This is a genomic window from Caballeronia glathei, assembly GCF_000698595.1.
Classification (GTDB): Bacteria; Pseudomonadota; Gammaproteobacteria; order Burkholderiales; family Burkholderiaceae; genus Caballeronia; species Caballeronia glathei.
Genome location: NZ_JFHC01000007.1, coordinates 42,345 through 62,093, shown reverse-complemented (window position 1 = coordinate 62,093; position 19,749 = coordinate 42,345). Strand labels below are relative to the sequence as shown.

Annotated in this window: 18 protein-coding genes; 5 read left to right on the top strand and 13 right to left on the bottom strand. The window is 65.6% G+C overall.

Annotated elements, in window-relative coordinates; translation table 11 throughout:
* Positions 1-88: 88 nt before the first annotated feature.
* The 5 genes from oppF to BG61_RS07275 are packed head-to-tail and all read right to left on the bottom strand — an operon-like array spanning position 89 to position 5,524.
* Complete coding sequence (gene oppF, locus BG61_RS07295; RefSeq protein WP_035932257.1) at positions 89-1,072, bottom strand: murein tripeptide/oligopeptide ABC transporter ATP binding protein OppF; 984 nt, start codon at positions 1,070-1,072, stop codon at positions 89-91.
* A complete protein-coding gene (locus BG61_RS07290; RefSeq protein WP_035932259.1) occupies positions 1,065-2,066 on the bottom strand; it encodes an ABC transporter ATP-binding protein in 1,002 nt (333 codons plus the stop codon). Before BG61_RS07290 ends, oppF begins: the two co-directional genes overlap by 8 nt.
* A 5-nt stretch (positions 2,067-2,071) precedes the next feature.
* Entirely contained in the window at positions 2,072-2,971 is a 900-nt protein-coding gene (locus BG61_RS07285; protein WP_051672349.1) for an ABC transporter permease subunit, read from the bottom strand.
* Between the two features lie 14 nt (positions 2,972-2,985).
* Complete coding sequence (locus BG61_RS07280; RefSeq protein WP_035932261.1) at positions 2,986-3,906, bottom strand: ABC transporter permease subunit; 921 nt, start codon at positions 3,904-3,906, stop codon at positions 2,986-2,988.
* Between the two features lie 55 nt (positions 3,907-3,961).
* Positions 3,962-5,524: a peptide ABC transporter substrate-binding protein gene (locus tag BG61_RS07275; RefSeq protein ID WP_035932950.1), complete on the bottom strand. Its 1,563-nt coding sequence runs from the start codon at positions 5,522-5,524 to the stop codon at positions 3,962-3,964.
* A gap of 512 nt (positions 5,525-6,036) precedes the next feature.
* Here BG61_RS07275 and BG61_RS07270 point away from each other — a divergent pair.
* Positions 6,037-6,939: a LysR substrate-binding domain-containing protein gene (locus BG61_RS07270; RefSeq protein WP_035932263.1), complete on the top strand. Its 903-nt coding sequence runs from the start codon at positions 6,037-6,039 to the stop codon at positions 6,937-6,939.
* A 31-nt stretch (positions 6,940-6,970) separates the two neighbouring features.
* Here the strand turns inward: BG61_RS07270 and BG61_RS07265 are convergent, their stop codons facing one another.
* The gene (locus tag BG61_RS07265) at positions 6,971-7,447 is read right to left on the bottom strand and encodes a VOC family protein (protein ID WP_035932265.1); all 477 of its coding nucleotides are present in this window, start codon (positions 7,445-7,447) and stop codon (positions 6,971-6,973) included.
* Positions 7,448-7,816: 369 nt separating this feature from the next.
* Here BG61_RS07265 and BG61_RS07260 point away from each other — a divergent pair, with 369 nt between their 5' ends.
* The 3 genes from BG61_RS07260 (at position 7,817) to BG61_RS07250 (ending at position 12,164) form a co-directional block, all read left to right on the top strand.
* The gene (locus BG61_RS07260) at positions 7,817-8,578 is read left to right on the top strand and encodes an SDR family NAD(P)-dependent oxidoreductase (protein WP_035932278.1); all 762 of its coding nucleotides are present in this window, start codon (positions 7,817-7,819) and stop codon (positions 8,576-8,578) included.
* Positions 8,579-8,702: 124 nt separating this feature from the next.
* Positions 8,703-10,439: a gamma-glutamyltransferase gene (gene ggt / locus BG61_RS07255; protein ID WP_081868004.1), complete on the top strand. Its 1,737-nt coding sequence runs from the start codon at positions 8,703-8,705 to the stop codon at positions 10,437-10,439.
* 321 nt (positions 10,440-10,760) lie between these two features.
* Positions 10,761-12,164 (top strand): NCS2 family permease, encoded by a 1,404-nt coding sequence (locus BG61_RS07250; protein ID WP_035932285.1) that lies wholly within the window; start codon positions 10,761-10,763, stop codon positions 12,162-12,164.
* 112 nt (positions 12,165-12,276) lie between these two features.
* Here BG61_RS07250 and BG61_RS42720 read toward each other — a convergent pair whose 3' ends face one another.
* Positions 12,277-12,426, bottom strand: coding sequence for a hypothetical protein (locus BG61_RS42720; protein ID WP_158447168.1), 150 nt, complete (start codon positions 12,424-12,426; stop codon positions 12,277-12,279).
* Positions 12,427-12,665: 239 nt separating this feature from the next.
* Between BG61_RS42720 and BG61_RS07245 the strand changes: the two genes are divergently transcribed.
* Positions 12,666-13,391, top strand: a complete 726-nt coding sequence (locus BG61_RS07245; RefSeq protein ID WP_035932290.1) for a DeoR family transcriptional regulator — start codon at positions 12,666-12,668, stop codon at positions 13,389-13,391.
* 77 nt (positions 13,392-13,468) lie between these two features.
* Here the strand turns inward: BG61_RS07245 and BG61_RS07240 are convergent, their stop codons facing one another.
* From BG61_RS07240 to BG61_RS07215, 6 genes are all read right to left on the bottom strand, one after another.
* The gene (locus tag BG61_RS07240; protein ID WP_051672359.1) at positions 13,469-14,488 is read right to left on the bottom strand and encodes an ABC transporter permease; all 1,020 of its coding nucleotides are present in this window, start codon (positions 14,486-14,488) and stop codon (positions 13,469-13,471) included.
* A gap of 32 nt (positions 14,489-14,520) precedes the next feature.
* On the bottom strand, positions 14,521-16,050 hold the full coding sequence (locus BG61_RS07235) for a sugar ABC transporter ATP-binding protein (RefSeq protein ID WP_035932305.1): 1,530 nt from the start codon (positions 16,048-16,050) through the stop codon (positions 14,521-14,523).
* Between the two features lie 75 nt (positions 16,051-16,125).
* Positions 16,126-17,130, bottom strand: coding sequence for an autoinducer 2 ABC transporter substrate-binding protein (locus BG61_RS07230; protein WP_035932319.1), 1,005 nt, complete (start codon positions 17,128-17,130; stop codon positions 16,126-16,128).
* Between the two features lie 68 nt (positions 17,131-17,198).
* The gene (locus tag BG61_RS07225; protein ID WP_035932330.1) at positions 17,199-18,242 is read right to left on the bottom strand and encodes an ABC transporter permease; all 1,044 of its coding nucleotides are present in this window, start codon (positions 18,240-18,242) and stop codon (positions 17,199-17,201) included.
* A gap of 14 nt (positions 18,243-18,256) precedes the next feature.
* Entirely contained in the window at positions 18,257-19,207 is a 951-nt protein-coding gene (gene rbsK, locus BG61_RS07220; protein WP_035932339.1) for a ribokinase, read from the bottom strand.
* Positions 19,204-19,674, bottom strand: a complete 471-nt coding sequence (locus tag BG61_RS07215; protein ID WP_035932345.1) for an RbsD/FucU family protein — start codon at positions 19,672-19,674, stop codon at positions 19,204-19,206. The genes rbsK and BG61_RS07215 overlap by 4 nt, the downstream gene beginning before the upstream one ends.
* Between the last annotated feature and the right edge of the window lie 75 nt (positions 19,675-19,749).

Here is a 19,749-nt window from a genome sequence, read left to right as displayed (position 1 = left end):
TGGGTCCGGAGGCGGCGTCAGCGGGGGTGAAGATTTTTCAGGTCATGGTTTCAAAATGGCTCGTGCAAGGTGGTTCAGGCAAAGTGGTTCATGCAAAGTGACAGGCCGCGGCGGCATGGTCCGACACCGCGCGCAAGGAAGGAACCTCGGTGGCGCAACGCGGCTGCGCGATCGGGCAGCGCGTATGGAACACGCAGCCCGACGGCGGATCGATCGGACTCGGGATGTCGCCCGAGAGGATCTGCACCACCTTCGCGCGCTCGACCGCCGGATCGGGCACCGGCACCGCCGAGAGGAGCGCGCGCGTATACGGATGGCGCGGCGCGGCGTAGAGCGCGTGCTTCCCGGCAAGCTCCATCACGTGACCGAGATACATCACCATCACGCGATCGGAAATGTGCTTCACCACCGCGAGATCGTGCGCGATGAAGATCAGCGCGAGCCCCATCTCGGCTTGCAGCGACTTCAGCAAATTGACGATCTGCGCCTGAATCGAGACATCGAGCGCCGACACCGGCTCGTCGCACACCACGAGCTTCGGCTCGACGACGAGCGCCCGCGCGATGCCGATGCGCTGGCACTGCCCGCCCGAGAACTCGTGCGCATAGCGGTTGATCATCTGCTCGCGCAGGCCGACCTTCGCCATCATCGCGCGCACGCGCTGCGTCGTTTCTTCCTTCGACATCCCGCGCCGATGCTCCCGCAGCGGCTCCGCGATGATCTGCCCCACCGTCATGCGCGGATCGAGCGAGGCGAGCGGGTCCTGGAAGATCATCTGGATGTCGCGGCGTACGTCGTGCCACGCGCGCGGCGACGCCGTGGAAAGCGTTTCGCCCATCCACACGATCTCGCCCTGCGTCGCAGGGATGAGATTGAGGATCGCGCGCGACAGCGTGGACTTGCCGCAGCCCGATTCGCCGACCACGCCGAGCGTTTCGCCGGCGCGCAGATCGAAGCTGACGCCATCGACAGCCTTCAGCGTGCGCGGCGGCGCCCACGGCAGGCGGCTCTTCGCCTTCACCTTGAAGTGCACCTGCACGTCGCGCACCGAGAGAATGGTTTGCTCAGACATGGCTCGGTTCCTCGTGCAGCGACTTCATCTGTTCGACCGGCCGATGGCATGCGCGCAGCCATGTCGCATCGCCGTTCAGCGGATCGAGCGCGGGCATGCGTTCGGCGCACTGCGCGTTCGCATCGACGCAGCGCTCCTGGAACGGGCAGCCCGCAGGCGGATGCGCCATGTTCGGCGGATTGCCCGGAATGCCGCGCAACGCGGCGCCCTCCTCATCGAGGCGCGGCAGCGCGCGCAGCAGGCCGATCGTGTACGGATGCGACGGCCGCGCGAACAGGTCGGCCGCGCTGCAATGCTCCATCACGCGTCCGCCGTACATCACCATCACCTTTTCGCACAGGCCCGCGACAACGCCCAGATCGTGCGTGATCAGCACGATCGCCGTGCCGAAGTCGTGCTGCAGGTTGCGCAGCAGTTGCAGGATCTGCGCCTGCACGGTGACGTCGAGCGCGGTGGTCGGCTCGTCGGCGAAGAGCACCTGCGGCTCGCAGAGCAGCGCCATTGCGATCATCACGCGCTGGCGCATGCCGCCCGAGAGCTCGTGCGGATACTGGTCGATGCGATGCGCCGCCTCGGGAATGCGCACCGCCTCGAGCATGCCGATCGCGCGCTTCTTCGCCGCGCGCCGCGTCATGTTCTTGTGCAGTTCCAGCACTTCGGTCATCTGGCGCTCGATCGTGAGATACGGATTGAGCGAGGTCATCGGGTCCTGGAAGATCATCGAAAGACGGTTGCCGCGGATGCGGTTCAGCGCCTTCGGCGGCATCGTCAGGAGGTTCTCGCCCTGATACAGCGCCGTGCCGCTCGCACGGCCGTTGCGCGCGAGGAGCCCGAGCATCGCGAGCACGCTCTGGCTCTTGCCCGAGCCCGACTCGCCGACGATACCGAGCGTGCTGCCCTCCTCCAGCTCGAAGCTCACGCCGTTCACCGCGCGCACGGCGGCATCGGGGGTCTGAAACTCGACCGCAAGATGGTCGACCTTGAGCAAAGACATGGCGTTCACCGGTCCTTCGGGTCGAGCGCGTCACGCAGCCCGTCGCCCACAAAGTTGATGCAATAGAGCGTCACCGACAGGAGCCCCGCCGGAAACAGCAGGATCCACGGCGCGGTTTCCATCACGCCGACACCGTCCTGGATCAGCACGCCCCAGCTGGTCATCGGCTCCTGCACGCCCAGGCCGAGGAACGACAGCACCGATTCGGTCAGGATCACGCCGGGCACGGTCACGGTCGTGTAGATCGCGACGATCCCAAGCAGATTGGGCACGACGTGGCGCACGATGATGCCGCCCGTCGATACGCCGATCGCGCGTGCGGCCTCGACGTATTCCTTCGAGCGGATCGCAAGCGTCTGGCCGCGCACGACGCGCGCCATGTCCATCCACGAGAACACGGTGATGGTCAGCACGACGAGGTAGAACTCGCGCCCGAGCAGCGTCACCATCAGGATCGCGATCAGCAGGTAGGGAATCGCATACATCATGTCGACGATGCGCATCATCGCGTTGTCCACGCGCCCGCCGACGAAGCCCGCGATCGCGCCCCACACGATGCCGAGCGTGACGGAGGTGAGCGTGGCGAGCGCGCCGATCATGAGCGACACGCGCCCGCCGATCAGGCAGCGCACCAGCAGGTCGCGGCCGGTTTCATCGGTGCCGAAGAGGTGCCAGCCGGCGAACGTGGGCCCCGCGCTCATCGCGTTCCAGTCAGCGGAATCGAACTGGTTCGGCAGCAGCATCGGGCCGGCGATGCACGCGAGCGTGATCACCGCGAGCATCAGGAGGCTCGCGACGGCCGCCTTGTTGCGCATGAAGCGCAGGCGTGCGTCCTGCCAGGGGCTGCGGCCTTCGAGCGGCGCGTCGGCGGCCTTTTGCAGCAGCGGCGCGAGAGAAGCTTTCATCGCTGGCCTCATCATCAGTAGCGGATTTTCGGATCGAGCCACGCATACGCGAGATCGACGAGCAGGTTGAGCAGCACGGCCACCACGGTCACCAGCACGACGAGGCCGAGCACGAGCGTGTAGTCGCGGTTCGCCGCGCCGTTCACGATCAGCTTGCCGATGCCCGGCAGCGAGAACACCGATTCGGTGACGACCGCCGCCGTGATCGACGAAATCGCGAGCGGACCGATCACCGAGACGACCGGGATCAGCGTCGGGCGCAGTGCGTGGCGAAACACGATGGTCCGGCGCGACAGGCCCTTCGCGTACGCGGTGCGGATGTAGTTCGTGTTCATCGTCTCGATCAGGCTCGCGCGCGTCACGCGGCCGATCGTCGCCACGTTGATCGTGACGAGCAGAATGACGGGCAGGACCATGTAGCGGACCCCGAAGCCGTTCCAGCCGCCCGCGGGCAGCCACCTCAGCTGAATCGCGAACACGAGGATCAGCACCGGCCCGATCACGAACGACGGGAACGCGCTGCCTGCGTTGCCGACGAGCATCAACAGGTAGTCCGCGGGACTGTTGCGGTAGAGCGCGGCGAGCACGCCGAGCGTCAAGCCGATCACGAGTGCAAGCAGCATCGAGACGCCGCCGATCGTGAGCGACACCGGCAGCGCGCGCAGCACGAGCTCGTTCACGCTCCAGTCGGCGTAACGGAACGACGCGCCGAGATCGCCGTGCAGCAGGCTCCCGAGATACAGCAGGTACTGCTTCCACAGCGGCTCGCCGAGGTGGTACTTCGCCTGCAGGTTGGCGAGCACTTCGGCGGAGACCTTGCGCTCGCCGTCGAACGGGCCGCCGGGTGTGGCGTGCAGCAGCAGATAGCAGACCGTGACGACGATGAGCAGCGTGGGCAGCGTCAGCAGCACGCGCCTCAGGGTATAGGACCACATGTGTTTTCCTCCTCGCGAACGGCGCGCGCACGGGCGCGGCGCCGTCGTGGCTGCCTCAGTGCTTGACGATGTAGAGGTCCTTGCTGCGGTACCGGTCCATCGGGTTCTTCAGCGAGTACCCGCCGACATAGCTCTTGACCAGCCGCACCAGCGTGTACTGCAGGAGCGGCAGCAGCGGATAGTCGTCCATCACGAGCTTCGCCGCCTGCGTCTGCAATCGGGTGCGCTTCGCCTGGTCGGTGGTCTCGTTGGCCTCGCGGATCAGCGCGTCGGCTTTCGGATTGCAGTTGCCATTGTCGTTCTGTTCCGAATTGCACTGCACGAGCGTGAGAAACGTGGTCGCGTCGTTGTAGTCCGCCACCCAGCCGTTGCGGGCGATCTGGTAGTCGCCGTCATGACGCTTCTTCACGAGCACCTTGAATTCCATCGACTCGATCTCGGTATCGAGACCAAGCTTCGTCTTCCATTCCGATGCCGCGAAAATCGCCATCTTCTTGTGATATTCGCTGGTGTTCATCGCGAAGCGAATCTTCGTGCCGGGCTTCACGCCGGCTTCGGCCAGAAGCTTCTTCGCCTCCTCGACGCGCTTTGCCATGGGCCACGCGGCCCAGTCGTAGGCCGTCACGTCGGCGCCCTTCACGCCCTTCGGAATCACGCCGTAAGCGGCAAGTTGCCCGTCGGCGGTCACGCGCTGGGCGAGGATGTCGCGATCGATGACCATTGAAAGCGCCTTTCGCACGCGCACGTCCTTCAGCAGCGGGTCCTTGTTGTTGAACGAGTAGTAGCGCAGCCCGAGCATCGGCGCGTTGCGGATCTCGGCGGGGAACTGCTGCTTGTACTTCTGGTACGTGCCCGACGGCAACTGGTTCACCCAGTCGTTCTCGCCCGACTGGAAAAGCTTGATGTCGGTATTTTCATCCTCGACGGGCAGATACGTCACCTGGCTCAGTTGCACATGGGCGACGTCCCAGTATTGGGGATTTTTCGTGAGCACGAGCTTGCTGTTGACCTGCCAGTCGGACAACTGAAACGCGCCGTTGCTGACGAGCTTGCCCGGCTTCGTCCAGTCGCGGCCGTACTTGTCGACCGCGGCCTTGTTCACCGGCCCGAGGTTCGTGTTCGACATCAGCTCCGGCAGGAACAGCACCGGATACGGCGTCTTCACTTCGAGCGTGAGCGCATCGATTGCGCGCACGCCGAGCTCGCTCACCGGCTTCTTGCCGGCGACGATCTCCGGGCCGTTCTGCAGGAACGCGCCGTACGTGCTCGCATACGGCGAGGCCGTTTTCGGGTCCACGAGCCGCTGGCAGCCGTAGACGAAATCGTTTGCGGTGACGGCCCCGCCATTGGACCACCGGGCGTTCTTGCGCAGATGGAAGATCCACGTGGTCGGGTCCTTCTGCTCCCACGTCTGCGCGACGCCCGGCAGCACGTTGCCGTCGGCGTCGGTCGCGGTCAGGCCCTCGAAGAGATCGCGCGTGACGTTGTTCGCCGGGACGGTTTCCGCGAGCGTCGGGTCGAGCGTCTCGACTTCCGACGCGTTGTTGCGCACGAGTTCCTGCTTTGACGCGAGCTGCACGCCGCCGGGCACGTTCGCCGCGTGCGCGCAGACGGCCATTGCACCCGAGAGCGCGACGAGCGCCGCCGCGGCGGCGCGTTTTGCCGCACCGCTCGACGGCGCGGCATGCGAGCCACTGAGGGCACGGCCGGATTCAGATAATGCGAAGAGCGTCATGGGGTCCTCTCTTATTGTTTCGTTTGGTCATGCAGGCCGGTTCAGAGAAGATTCTGATCAGCGGCGCGTTTATCTCGATCCAGCTAAACGGACATGCGAATAATCTTAGTGAAACTAACATTCAGCTTTCTGACTGAACCATCGCCGCCGTCCGTTTTCCTTACGAAATCGGTTGATTCACTTACAACACCAATTCAGGCTGGCGGCGAGTATTTCGCAACAATAAGGCGGAATCCACTCACATGTGCTTATAGGTAATACGTTTTATGCATAGGCTGACGCAGGGGTGCCGGAACCCTCGCTTTATCGGCAGGAACGCGGGGAAGCCCGGGCGGCAAACGTTTGTTTCATATAACATCCGTTTCCTTGCTGTTCACGTAGGGCCGCCTTGAACGATGATCCGTTTCCGCCAGATCGAAGCTTTCCGAAGCCTGATAATGACCGGCACCAGTGTCGGTGCCGCGCGAAAAATGCATGTCACTCAGCCGGCGATCAGCCGGCTGATCGCCGATTTAGAGGCCGATCTCGGTTTTAGCCTGTTCAGTAGAATCGGCGGCCGTCTCAATCCGACCACGGCTGGCCTGCGCTTCTACAAGTCGGTCGAGGAGAATTTTCTCGGGCTCGAGCGGCTGAAGCAGGTCGCCGACATGATCCGCGACGAAGCCTCCGAAGCGCTCACCGTCGCGTGCATGCCGGTGCTCGCCACCACCCTGCTGCCGCCGATCCTCGCGGATTTCGTCGGCCGCCATCCGGGCGTGCCGATCCGCGTGGATTCGGTGAAGGTGCCCGAAGTGCTCGTGAACCTGCAGAACCACAAGGCGGACGTCGCGATCAGCCAGGCGTTTCCGGCGGTCGCGGGGATCGAGGTCGAGACGCTCCTGAAAACGCGCGCCCTCTGCGCGATGCCGGCCACCCACAAGCTCGCGAAAAAGAAGGTGGTGCGCGCGCAGGACCTGCGCGGCGAGCGGATCATCGGCTGGCTGCCGAACTCGCGGCAGCTGTACGAGGCCGAGCAGTCGACCATCTCGGCCACCGAGGAGCGACCGAACTACACGGTCCTCACCGACACCGCGCACACGCGCTACGCGATGGTGGCGGGCGGGCTGGGCGTATCGATCGTGGAGCCGTTCGCGGCCAAGGTGTGGCGGGCGCACGGCGTGGTCGTGCGCCCGTTCGAGACCGCGATCGACTACGAATACGTGCTCTCGTACCCGAGCAGCGGCATACGCTCGGACCTGGTGGCATCGTTCAGGGAGTCGGTGCTGCGCGTGGCCGCGCACTACTCGTTCGACGAGTAGCGCTCCACCCGCGCCAGCAAGAAAACCTGCTTCAGCCCTGCTCGCCGCCGAACTGCTGCTCGGCGCGTGCGCGCAGTTCCCCGGGCGGCACGTCCTCGATGTGCGTCGCGATCCACCACACGTGTCCGAACGGATCGCGCAGCTTGCCGCCGCGGTCGCCGTAGAACTGATCGGCGACGGGGCGGATCAGCGTCGCGCCTTCGTCGACGGCGCGCTGCGCGACCGCATCGACGTCCTCCACGTACAGGTGCAGCATCACGGGCGTGCCGCCTACCGTCAGCGGGCCGCGCACGTCCATGTCCGGAAACTCGTCCGACAGGTACACGACGGTGCCGCCGATCGACAGCTCCGCATGGCCGATGCGCCCGCCCGGCGATTCGAAGCGGAACACTTCGGTCGCGCCAAACACCTTCGTGTAGAAATCGATCGCGGAGACGGCGCCCGCCACCGTGAGATACGGTGTCACGCCGTGATGGCCTTCGGGAATCGGAACCGCTTGCGCATTCATGACTGCCTCCTGGGTTCGATGCCGGACGCGGCATCGCATCGTGGATTCCTTACACCCCGACAAGGATAGCGCTTTTGCCTTCGCGCGCTTTTTGCCTCCGCGCCCCTTCGTTCGCTGCCTTCCCGGCGCCCCTGGGACGCGTCGCCCCCTGATGGGCGCCTCACGCCGCACACGCCGCTCGGGCATACTGTCGAACCGCGAAGACGAGCGCGGCAAGGGGCTTCGCGAAATGGAAACGCCCCGCCCCGAACCGCGGCGCGGCCATCCGCTCAAAGATACGCACAGGCAACATTTGTCCCAACGCTCGCCTCGCTTCGCGCACCACGCGCCCCAAGCGGGCGGGCCTTTTTTTCCTGATACGGAGCACACATGCACGACCTGAAAGGCAAATCGGTTCTGATCACGGGCGCGAGCACCGGCATCGGCGCGGCGGCCGCGCGCGCGTTCGGCAGCTACGGCGCGAACGTCGCGATCCACTATAACCAGTCGAAGGAAGCCGCCGAGGCCGTCGCGCAGGACGTGCGCGCGCTCGGCGTGAACGCGATCACCGTCGGCGCCGACGTGCGCGACACGAAGGCGATCGACGCGGCGGTCGCGAAGGTCGTCGACGAATTCGGCAAGATCGACGTGCTCATCAACAACGCAGGCAGCCTCGTGAAGCGTCAGCCGCTCGAAAGCGTCACCGACGAACTGTTCGACGAAGTCCTGCACATCAACGCGCGCTCGGTCGTCGCATTCACGCGGGCGGCGCTTCCCGCGCTGCGCGCGAACGGCGGCGGCTCGATCATCAACGTGACCTCGGTCGCGGCACGCCACGGCGGCGGCCCCGGCGCGCTGCTGTACGGCGCGGCGAAGGGCTTCGTCAGCACGATCACGAAAGGCATGGCGAAGGAACTCATGGCCGACAAGATCCGCGTGAACGGGGTCGCGCCGGGCGTGATCCAGACGCCGTTCCAGGACCGCTTCACGACGCCCGATCAGCTCGAGGCGTTCCGCAAGTCGATTCCGATGGGCTACATCGGCGAGCCCGAGGACTGCAACGGCGCGTTCCTGTATCTCGCATCGGAGACGATGTCGCGCTACGTGACGGGCCAGATCATCGATGTGAACGGCGGCCAGCTGATGCCGTAACCGCAGGCTCCCGCGGCTCGCGCGCCGGGCTTTCGACACGGCGCGCGGCGCGTCACCGGCTTTCTCAATAAAAGCGGCTCGTGGTATAAGCCCATACTTCACCGTAGCCAGGAGAAAGCAGGAGATGCCGTTGAATCTGGAACACCGCTTGCGCGCGGTCGCGCTCGGGGCCTTCGCGGCCGCCGCGCTCACCGTATCGGCCGGATTCGTCGAGACGACGCCCGCGTACGCCAGAACCGCCGACGCGGAGCAGCCGGTACTGACCGCATCGGCCGTCGCGGTCGCCGACAAGTACGCGGCAGTGACCGCCGAGCAGATCTTCAGGCAGGGCGGCAACGCCGTCGACGCGGCCGTCGCGATTGCCTTCACGCTTGCCGTGACGTATCCGGAAGCGGGCAACCTCGGCGGCGGAGGTTTCATGACGCTCTACGTGGACCACCGCCCCTATTTCCTCGATTACCGCGAGCGCGCCCCGATCGCCGCAACGAGGAACATGTACCTCGACGACAAGGGCGAAGTCATCAAGGGCATGAGCCTCTACGGGCACCGCGCGGTAGGCGTGCCCGGCACCGTCGCCGGCATGTGGGAAGCGCAGAAGCGCTTCGGCAAGCTGAAGTGGAAGCAGGTGCTCGCCCCCGCGATCAAGTACGCGCAGGATGGCTTCGAAGTCAGCGACCAGTTGCAGGAGCGGCGCGACAACGCCTCGAAGGATTTCGCGGGCAAGACCAATTTCGACCTCTATTTCAGCGGGCTGAAACAGGGCGCGACGTTCAAGCAGCCGGACCTCGCCGCGACGCTCCAGCGCATCGCGGACAAGGGTGCGAAAGGCTTCTACGAAGGCGAGACGGCCGAGATGATCGCGACCTCGATGCGCGGCCACGGCCTCATCACCGAGCGCGACCTGAAGGAATACAAGGCCGTGTGGCGCCAGCCGGTGCTCGCGAGCTGGAACGGCTACCGCATCATCACGGCGCCGCCGCCGAGCTCGGGCGGCATCGGCCTCGTGCAGATGCTCAAGATGAAGGCCGACCTGAAGGACAAGTTCGACAACGTGCCGCTCAACTCGGCGCAGTACGTGCATCTCGTCGCGGAAATCGAGAAGCGCGTGTTCGCGGACCGCGCCCAGTACCTCGGCGACCCGGACTTCTACAAGGTGCCCGTCGCGCAACTGCTGAACGACGACTACATCCTCAAGCGCGCGCAGGAAGTGAACCCGGATGCGCCGTCCGACACGAAGAGCGTGATGCCCGGCCTCGGCACATCCATGCCCGAGAAGGCCGAGACGACGCATTTCTCGGTCGTCGACAAATGGGGCAACGCCGTGTCGAACACGTACACGATCAACGGCTACTTCGGCTCGGGCGTCGTAGCCGAGGGCACGGGCATCGTGCTCAATGACGAGATGGACGACTTCGCGTCCAAGCCGGGCGTCGCGAACAAGTTCGGCGTGGTCGGCAGCGACGCGAACGCCATCGCGCCGAGAAAGCGCCCGCTCTCGTCGATGACGCCGACCATCCTCACGAAGGACGACAAGGTCGCGATGGTGATCGGCACGCCCGGCGGCTCGCGCATCTTCACGTCGATCTTCCAGGTCGTCACCAATGTCTACGACTTCTCGATGCCGCTGCCCGAGGCCGTCGGCGCCACGCGCTTTCACCATCAGCTCCTGCCCGAGAACACGATCATCCAGGAGCCGTACCACGCGCTCGACCCGGAAGTCGTGAAGGAACTGGAGGCGAAGGGCTACAAGTTCTCGATGCAGGGCATGAACGGCGACATCCAGGCGATTCGCATCAACGGCACGACGCCCGAGCCGATGTCGGACCCGCGCGGACGCGGCGTCGCACGCGTGATCCAGTGAACGGGAGAGCGTAAACCCCGACGCATCGAGCCGGCAGGAACGAGGCCAGGTCTCCCGACCTGGCCTTTTTGCATCGGCTCCGCCGACCGCGCCCTCAGCTTTCGCCGGACTATAAGGATGGCGGCATGACCGGCATCTTTTCTGCGAGATTGGATGCTGCGTTCTGTTCACCTAGTCTTTGTCCTGACCGAGTCCAGCCCCGCCGCTGACTGCGGTTCCACCCAAAACTACACAGACGAGACGACCCTGACGACGGCCCCGCGCGAGGCGAACATGCGTGCGGAAACCAGCCGTTTCAGCGCGCTGATAAAGGAGCAGCTCATGATGGAATCCCCCGCCCGGCCGCTTGGCGACATCACCAACATCGATCGCGAGGAAGGAAGCGAGATTGCGCGCGGCGGCGGTGCCGTCGACCGCTATTTCGGCATTTCCGCGCGTGGCAGCACGCAGCGGCGCGAAGTCGTCGCCGGCGTGACGACGTTTCTCGCGATGGTCTATTCGGTGTTCGTCGTGCCCGGGATGCTCGGCAAGGCGGGCTTCGACACGAGCGCCGTGTTCGTCGCCGTGTGCCTCACGACCGCGTTCGGATCGCTGCTGATGGGTCTGTGGGCGCGCCTGCCGATCGCGATCGGCTGCGCGATCTCGCTCACCGCGTTCACCGCATTCGGCCTCGTGCTCGGCAAGGGCCTCTCGCCCGCCGTCGCGCTCGGCGCCGTATTCCTGATGGGCGTGGTATTCACCGCGATCTCCGTCACCGGCGTGCGCTCCTGGATCCTTCGCAACCTGCCCACCGGCGTCGCGCATGGCACGGGCATCGGCATCGGGCTCTTCCTGCTGCTCATCGCGTCGAATGAAGTCGGCCTGATCATGAAGAACCCGGGCGCCGGCATGCCTGTCTCGCTCGGGCACATCACCGCGTTCCCCGTGCTGATGTCGATTCTCGGGCTCGCCGCGATCTTCGGCCTGGAGCGCCGCCGCGTGCCGGGCGGCATCCTGCTGGTGGTGGTCGCGCTCTCCGTGATCGGGCTGATCTTCGATCCGTCCGTGCGCTTTCACGGCATTTTCGCGCTGCCGTCGCTCGCGACACCGGGCCACGCGTCGCTGATCGGCGCGATGGACGTGAAGGGCGCGCTCTCGATGGCGGTCCTGCCGAGCGTCCTCGCGCTCGTCATGACGGCCGTCTTCGACGCCACCGGCACGATTCGCGCGGTCGCCGGCCAGGCGGGCCAGATCGACCGCAACGGCCGCATCGTGAACGGCGGCCGCGCGCTGACGGCGGACTCGGTGAGCTCGATCTTCTCCGCGTGCTTCGGCGGCGCGCCGGCGGCGGCTTACATCGAGTCGTCGGTGGGCGTGGCGGCGGGTGCGAAGACGGGGCTGGCGGCAGCGGTGGTCGGCGCCCTCTTCCTCGCGGTCATGTTCCTCTCGCCGCTCGCCGGGCTCGTGCCCTCCTACGCGACGGCGCCCGCGCTGATGTACGTCGGCCTCCTGATGCTCGGCAACGTCAGCAAGCTGCACATGGACGACACGGTCGACGCGATGTCCGGGCTCGTGTGCGCGGTGTTCATCGTGCTCTCCGCGAACATCGTGACGGGCATCATGCTCGGCTTCTGCACGCTCGTCATCGGGCGCATCGTGGCGGGCGAATATCGCAAGCTGAATGTCGGGACGGTCGCGATCGCGCTGGTGCTCGCGGTGTTCTATCTCGGCGGCTGGGCAATCTAGACGCGCGCTGGCCGCTTTGCTTCGCTACAGACAGCAACGCCCCCGGAAACGCAGGTTTCCGGGGGCGTTTTGCCTGTGTGCGAGCCGCGCGGCGGCCGGGCGCACTTGCCGCTTACTTCCGGCGATACGATTCGACCAGGATTTCGCAGTTTTGCAGATGCAGCTGGATTGCACGGTTCCATTCGCGGGCAAGCGTTGCCTTTGCCTTGCGCAGCCAGGAACCAAACGAGACGGTCAGCGAAGTTTGAGCGGTGGTTTTCATGGCGGGATATCCGGGTAAGTAGCTAAGGGATAACCCTGATAATACGCTTTTTATGCTGCATTGCAACCTGTCTCAAAAAAGCCACATGCCGGGTCCAGCATCGCAGACCTCGGGATTTACCCCGTAGCGGCGCCGTTTACGGCGACTTTCCGGCTTGCATTGTTATAATTCTCTCATCATCCGACCAGAATCTAACACTGCGTGCGGCGCACTCCAGCCCGACTCGCAGGCCCCCCTCCATGGCCAAAAACGACCGTCTGCGCCTTCTTGCCGGTGCGCTCGAAAACCAGAGCGTGATGCGTCTGCGCGATGCGGCGGCGCTGCTCGGCGTGTCGGAAATGACCGTGCGCCGCGACATCGCCGCGAGCCCGGGGCAGTTCACCTACCTTGGCGGCTATATCGTGAGCGCGGCCGACGTGCCCAACGCCTCCACCTACACCATCGACGAGGAAAAGGACCACTTCGCGCAGGCGAAGGCGGAGGCGTCCGGCGCGGCGGCGCGGTTGCTCGTCGACAGCGAGACGGTCTTCATCGACTGCGGCACGACGCTCACGACGCTCGCGCGCCAGATTCCGGCCGACATGCACCTCACGGTGGTCTGCTACTCGCTCAATGTGGCGGAGATCCTGCGGCGCAAGCCGAACGTGCGGATGATCCTGCTCGGCGGGATGTATGTGCCGTCGTCGGATTCGTTCGCGAGCGACGAGAGCGTCGAGACGCTGCGGCGCATGGGGATCAACAAGGCGTTCGTGTCGGCGGGCGGCGTGGACGAGGCGCGCGGCGTGACCTGCTGGAACTTCCACGAAGTGGCGATCAAGCAGGCGGCGATGGCGAGCGCGGTGGAGCGCTATCTCGTCGTCGATTCGAGCAAGTTCGGCAAGGTGAAGGCGATGCGGTTCTCGCAAGTCGACGACTTCGACTCCGTCATTACCGAGAAGGGGCAGGTGGGAAGGCGGGGGGAGTGACGGGCGGGCGGCACGCCTGAAGATTCAGGTTGACAGCGCCCGGAGCCGGAACCGGCCCGGACGCTCGAAGAGAAAACCTACCCCCTCCTCCCCAACGCAAACAACGTCCCGGCGATCAGAATAAACGCCCCGATAATCACCTTCTGCCACGTACTCGGCACGCCGACCAGAATCAGCACGCTGTTGATGAGCGTCACGAGCACCACACCCAGCAGCGTCCCGACCACGGTCCCCGTACCGCCCGTAATGCGCGCACCGCCGAGAATCACCGCGGCGATCACGTCGAGTTCCGTCCCGACGAGATCGAACGGATTCGCGAGCCGGTTCGTCGACACATGCAGAATCCCCGCCACGCCCGCAAGCATCCCCGTGTAGCCGAACACGAACAGATGAATCGCGCGCAGGTTGTAGCCGAGCCGCTCGGCGATCGGCAGGCTGCCGCCCATCGCGTAGACGCCGCGCCCCATCATCGTGCGGTTGAGCAGCCACCACGTCACCACCGCCGCGATCACGAGCGCGAGCACCGACACCGGCAGCACCGCGCGCAACCCGTCCGCCGTGTGGTAGAAAAAGAGCGGCAGACGCCCGAAGGTGTCCATGCTGTGCGGAATGTTCATGAAGAACTGCGTGCCGACGAACGTCAGCAGCAAGCCGCGATACAGATACTGCGTGCCGATGGTCACGATCAGCGAGGGCGCCTTCAGCCGGTGCACGAGCACACCGTTGATCATGCCGAGCAGTACGCCACCCACCGCCCCCGCGATCAGGATCAGCGCGAACGGCGCATCCGGCCACCAGGCGAACACGGCCTTGGTGATCGAATACATCGTGAGCGCGGCGATCGCGGTGAACGACACGTCGATGCCGCCCGAGGCCAGCACGACGAGCGTGCCGAGCGCGAAAAGCGACACCGTCGTGCCCGAATGCAGCAGGTCGAAGAGCGTGGCGAACTGGAAGAAACGCGGGTTCAGCGACCCGACCACCAGACACGTGACCACGATGAGCGCCAGCGTGAACCACTCCGGATTGCGCATCAGCCGCGCATACCAGCTCGCTTGCCGCACGCGCGGCGTGGGCGTCTTCACGGGTTGCGGCATCGCCTCGCGTGAGACGCGATGAATGGACTCGCTCATGCTGCCTCTGAAAGTAGAGCGTGATAAAGATCGGCTTCGGCCATCTGATCGGCGCGATATTCGTCCGAGACGCGGCCTTTCTTCATCATCAGGATTCGGTCGCAGTTCTGCAGCAGTTCGGGCAGGTCGTCGCTGATCAGGATGATGCCGATGCCCTGCTGCGAAAGCCGCTGCATGATGCGGTAGATGATGTCCTTCGAACCGACGTCAACGCCGACCGTCGGACCGTGCAGGATCAGCACGCGCGGATCGATCGCGAGCCAGCGGCCGATCAGCACGCGCTGCTGGTTGCCGCCCGAGAGCGACTGCACCGGCTTGTCGACGTCGGGTGTCGCGATCTGCAGGTCCTTCACGGTGCGTTCCGCGAGTTCGTGCGCGCGCTTGCGGTCGATCTGGCCGAAGCGGTCCCGCAAGCTCGAAATCATCGCGGTGATGACGTTGTCGCGAATCGGCTTGTCGAGGAAAAGCCCCTCGTTCAGGCGGTCTTCCGGCACATAGCCGATGCGTTGCAGCTTCGCATCGGCGGGAGAATGCAGGCGCACACGCGCGCCGTCGAGCGTCACGGTGCCGTGATCGGCCGGCGCCACGCCCGCGAGCGCCCGCGCGAGCTCGTTGCGCCCCGAGTCGAGCAGGCCCGTCACGCCAAGAATTTCGCCGCGATGAAGCGAAAACGACACGTCGGCGAACTGCCCCTTGCGGCCGAGCGACTTCACGTCGAGCACGACCTCCGGCGCGTGCGCGTCGCCCGCCTCGCGATAGCGCTCGGTGGAAAGATGCTTGCCCGTCATCAGCTCGCTGATCTGCGCCTTCGTATAGTTCTCGATCGGCCCCTGCGTCATCTTCTGCCCGTCGCGCAGCACGATCACCTCGCCGCCGATCGCATAGCACTCGTCGAGCTTGTGGCTGACGAACAGCACCGCGACGCCCTCGGCGCGCAGCTTCGCGAGCACCGCGATCAGGTTGTCCACTTCCTTCTGCGTGAGCGAGGTCGTCGGTTCGTCCATGATCACGAACTTCGCCTCGCTCGCGATCGCGCGCGCAATCGCAACGAGCTGCCGCGTCGCGAGCGGCAACTGCTCGACGAGCGTCGACTGGAAGTCGGCGTCGCCTGGCAGGCCCACTGCTTCGAGCGCGCGCGCCGCGGTTCGAGCCATCGCGCGGCGGTCGAAGGTGCGCGCGAGCCGGCCCGCGTGCGCGGCGAGTTCGGCCGTCAGCGCGACGTTCTCGGCCACGCTCATGTTCGGCAGCAGGGACAGGTCCTGATAGACGGTCTCGATGCCCGCGGCAAGCGCTTCGAGCGGCGAGAGCCGCGCATGCCGCGCGCCCTCGATCACGAGTTCGCCTTCATCGGGCGGCTGCGCGCCCGAGATGATCTTGATGAGCGTGCTCTTGCCGCAGCCGTTTTCGCCCAGCAGGTGATAGATCTGTCCGCGCTCGAACGCGAGGCTCACGCCGCGCAGCGCGTACACGCCAGTGAAGCGCTTGTGGATATCGACAACTTCGAGAAGCGGTCCTGGATTCATCATGTCCTTCGCTTGCAACGGGTACGACGGGTAACGGGCGCGCCCCGGTTCATGCGAACGGAGCGCGCCGCATGCGCATCAGAACGGATACTGCTTGTAGTTCGTCTTGTCGACATCGACCCAGCCGGTGCCGCGCACGATGACGCCCTTGCCCGGTCCCTTGCTGACCGTGACCTTCGTGTAGCCCGGCACGCCGAGGTCGGCGCCGTCCGTCACGGTCTTGCCGTCGATGAGCATCTTCGCCACCTTGTTCATCGCGAGGCCGGCGAGCTTCGGGTCCCAGAACGCGATGCCGTTGATCGCGCCGCTTTCGAGGAACTTGCCCGCTTCGGTCGGCAGGCCGGTGCCATACACGCAGATCTTGCCGACCTTGCCTGCCTCTTCCACCGCGCGGCCGATGCCGATCACGTCGAGCGACGACGAGCCCTGAAAGCCCGTCAGGTCCGGGTGCTTGCGCAGCACTTCCTTCGCGACCTGATAGGCGCGTTCGCCGTCGTTGTTCGTTTCGAGCTTCGGCTCGACGAGATCCATCTTCGGATACTTCTGCTTCGCGTTGCCGATGCCGCCGTCCGCCCACTGCACCTGCGAGCGGCTGCCAAGCGAGCCGACCAGCACCGCCCACTTGCCCTGCGAGCCCATGCACTTCGCGAGGCGCTCGTTCAGGCCAGCGCCGTAGGCGGTGTTGTCGAACGCCTCGATGTCGACCATCGTGTTCTTCGCGTTGTCGGCTTCATGCGTGACGACCTTGATGCCGCGGTCCATCGCCTTCCTGAGCGCGGGTTCGAGCGTCGGCGGATCGTAGGGCACGACCGCGATCGCCGTGACCTTCTTCGCGATCAGGTCTTCGATGATCTTCAGTTGCTGCGCGGCGTCGGCGCGGCCCGGGCCGGTCTGATACACGGTCACGCCCGGCGTTTCCTTGCCGAATTCCTTCACGCCCTCGTCCATGCGGTTGAACCAGTTGATGCCGGTAACCTTCACCACCGTGACGATCGTTTCATTGGTCGCGGCCTGTGCGACGGCGATTGCGCCAGCGGCCAGCGCGACCGCTGTAAGCGCGGTTCCGAGTCGGGTCAGTTTCATGCGATGTCTCCTTTATGGTTCGAATAGGATTCGAATGATTCGAATGTCCTGCACATGACAAGCAACAGCTAGCGTCCGGTGGAGGCGGGCGGCGGCGGCACTTTCGGCGTGGGGGCCGTGCCACCGATGCCGAAGATCGCGCGCACGCGCTCTCCGCCGGCGAATGCAAGCGACGCGAGCAGCAGGAAGCCCCACGCGCAGTCGCCGAAAAACTGCGATACGCCGAGCAGATTGAACAGGCTCGACAGGAACTGCAGCACGGTCGCGGCGAGGAACACGCAGACGATGCGTCCATAGCCGCCCGCCGGATTCACACCGCCCATCACGGCAATCAGGATCGCGATCAGCAGATACGAATTCCCGTAGTCCCACTTCGCGCTCGACGTGTGCGTCGCGCTGATGAGCCCCGCGAGCGACGCGAGCACGCCGCACATGCCGTACGTGAGAATCAGCATGCGCGCGCGCGGAATGCCCGCGTAGAACGCGGCCTTCGGGTTGGTGCCCATCAGGTAGAGCCACAGGCCGAACGGCGTGCGCCTGAGGAGCCACCCGAGCACGAGCACGGCGGCGATGAAGATCCAGAGCGAGATCGGCACCTGCAGGAACGTGCCATTGCCGATGTTCGACAGCGGATCGACGTATTCCACGCGCACCGACGCGCCGTTGCTCAGCACCACCGCGATGCCGGTGAAGAGCAACTGCGTGCCGAGCGTGCAGAGAATCGGCGTGAGCCTGAGCCTTGCGATCACGACGCCGTTCAGCATGCCGCCGAGCAATCCGATCGCCACGACGATGCAGATGAACACGGCGGTATAGAGCGCGGGCGAATCGTCGGCGCCGACGAGCTTCGGCAGCAGCATCGCCGCCACCATGCCGGAGAGGTTCGCGAGCCCGACGCCCGACAGGTCGATGCCGCCGTTGCCCGACACCATCGAGAGCATGATGCCGAGGGCGAGGAGACCCAGTTCGGGCAGCTGGCCGCCCATCGACTGCAGGTTGTCGATATCGAGGAACTGGCCGCCCGAAAGCCACGTCGCCACGATCACGACGAGCAGGTTCACGCCCACCAGGAAGTTGAGCTGCCGGTCGGCAAACCACTTCGACGCTTTCATCGAATGCGCTCCGTTCACGACGACTGCGCGGCGAGCACGGGACGCTCGCCGAGCACGGCGTTGATTTCTTCGAGCGTCGGCATCGAGGGCGCCGTGCCCGCGCGCGTCACCGAAAGGCTCGCGAGCGCGCAGCCGAAGCGCACCGCGTCGAGCGGCCTCTCGCCACGCGCGAGCGCGGCGGCGAAGCCGCCCGTGAAGCCGTCGCCCGCACCCGCCGTTTCGATCACGCGTCCGCAATCGAACGCGGGCACGAGCACCGATTCGTCCGGCGTATGCAGCAGCGCGCCCGCCTCGCCGAGCGTCACGATCACCGCGCGCGCGCCCTTCGCGAGCAGCACGTCGGCGGCGCGGCGCGCGTCGTCGACCGAGGCGATCGCGATGCCGGTCAGCGCCGTCGCTTCAGTCTCGTTCGGCGTGATGTAGTCGCACAGCGGATAGATGTCGTCCTCGAACGGCAGCGCGGGCGCCGGGTTGAACACCGTCGTCACGCCGTGCCTGCGCGCGAGTTCGAGACCGCGGCGCGCCGCCGGAACCGGCTGCTCAAGTTGCGTGACGAACACGGCGGCGCGCGCAATGTCCGCTTCGATCGCGTCGACATCGGCTGCGCCGAGCGTGCCTGCCGCGCCCGCCGCGACGATGATCGCGTTGCCGCCCGTGCGCTCGTCCACGTAGATGTGCGCCGCGCCCGTCGATACGCCTTCGAGCACCGTTGCGCGCGACGTGATGCCTTCGGCGGCCCAGGTCGACTGCGCGATCTCGCCGAACGCATCGGCGCCGATGCGCGTGCAGAACACGACGTCTGCTCCGGCGCGCGCGGCGGCAACCGCCTGATTCGAGCCCTTGCCGCCCGGCCCCATCGCGAACGCCGAACCCGCAACGGTCTCGCCGATCAGCGGCATGCGCTCGGCGCGGAACGCGAGATCGGTCACGTAGATGCCAAGAATCACTACGCTCGCGCCCTTCACTTCGAGTTCTCCGGCGCGTCGGGCGCGAGTTCGACGCCCTTCTTGAAGATAAAGCAGCCATAGCCGCGCGCCTCGCCCGTCGCGATCACGCAATAGGCCCTTTTCGCGCGCTCGTAGAACGCGAAACGCTCGATGGAGGCGAACGGCGTGTCGCGCCCTTCGGCGTCGTCGACTTCGCGTTGCGCCTCGCGCTGCACGGCCGGAAGCGCGCCCGCGTCGCCGACCACTTCCATGCGCTCGGCCGGATGATCGACGAACGTATCGAGCGGCATGACGGACAGCACGGCGCGGATCGCGCGCGGCGCACCGGCGCCGTCGATGCGCAACAGCTTGCCGAGCACGGTCTGGCGCGCCACCGAATCGGCGGGGAAATTCGCGTCGCAGATCACGACTTCGTCGCCGTGGCCCATCGCGCAGAGCGCGTGCAGGATGTCGGCGTTCAACAGCGGATCGATGTTCTTCAGCACAATGTCTCCTCCAAGCGTGGGCGCGCTTCGTCGTGAAGTCTTCGCCCGTGAATTACCTGATGTTCAATCTCCGCG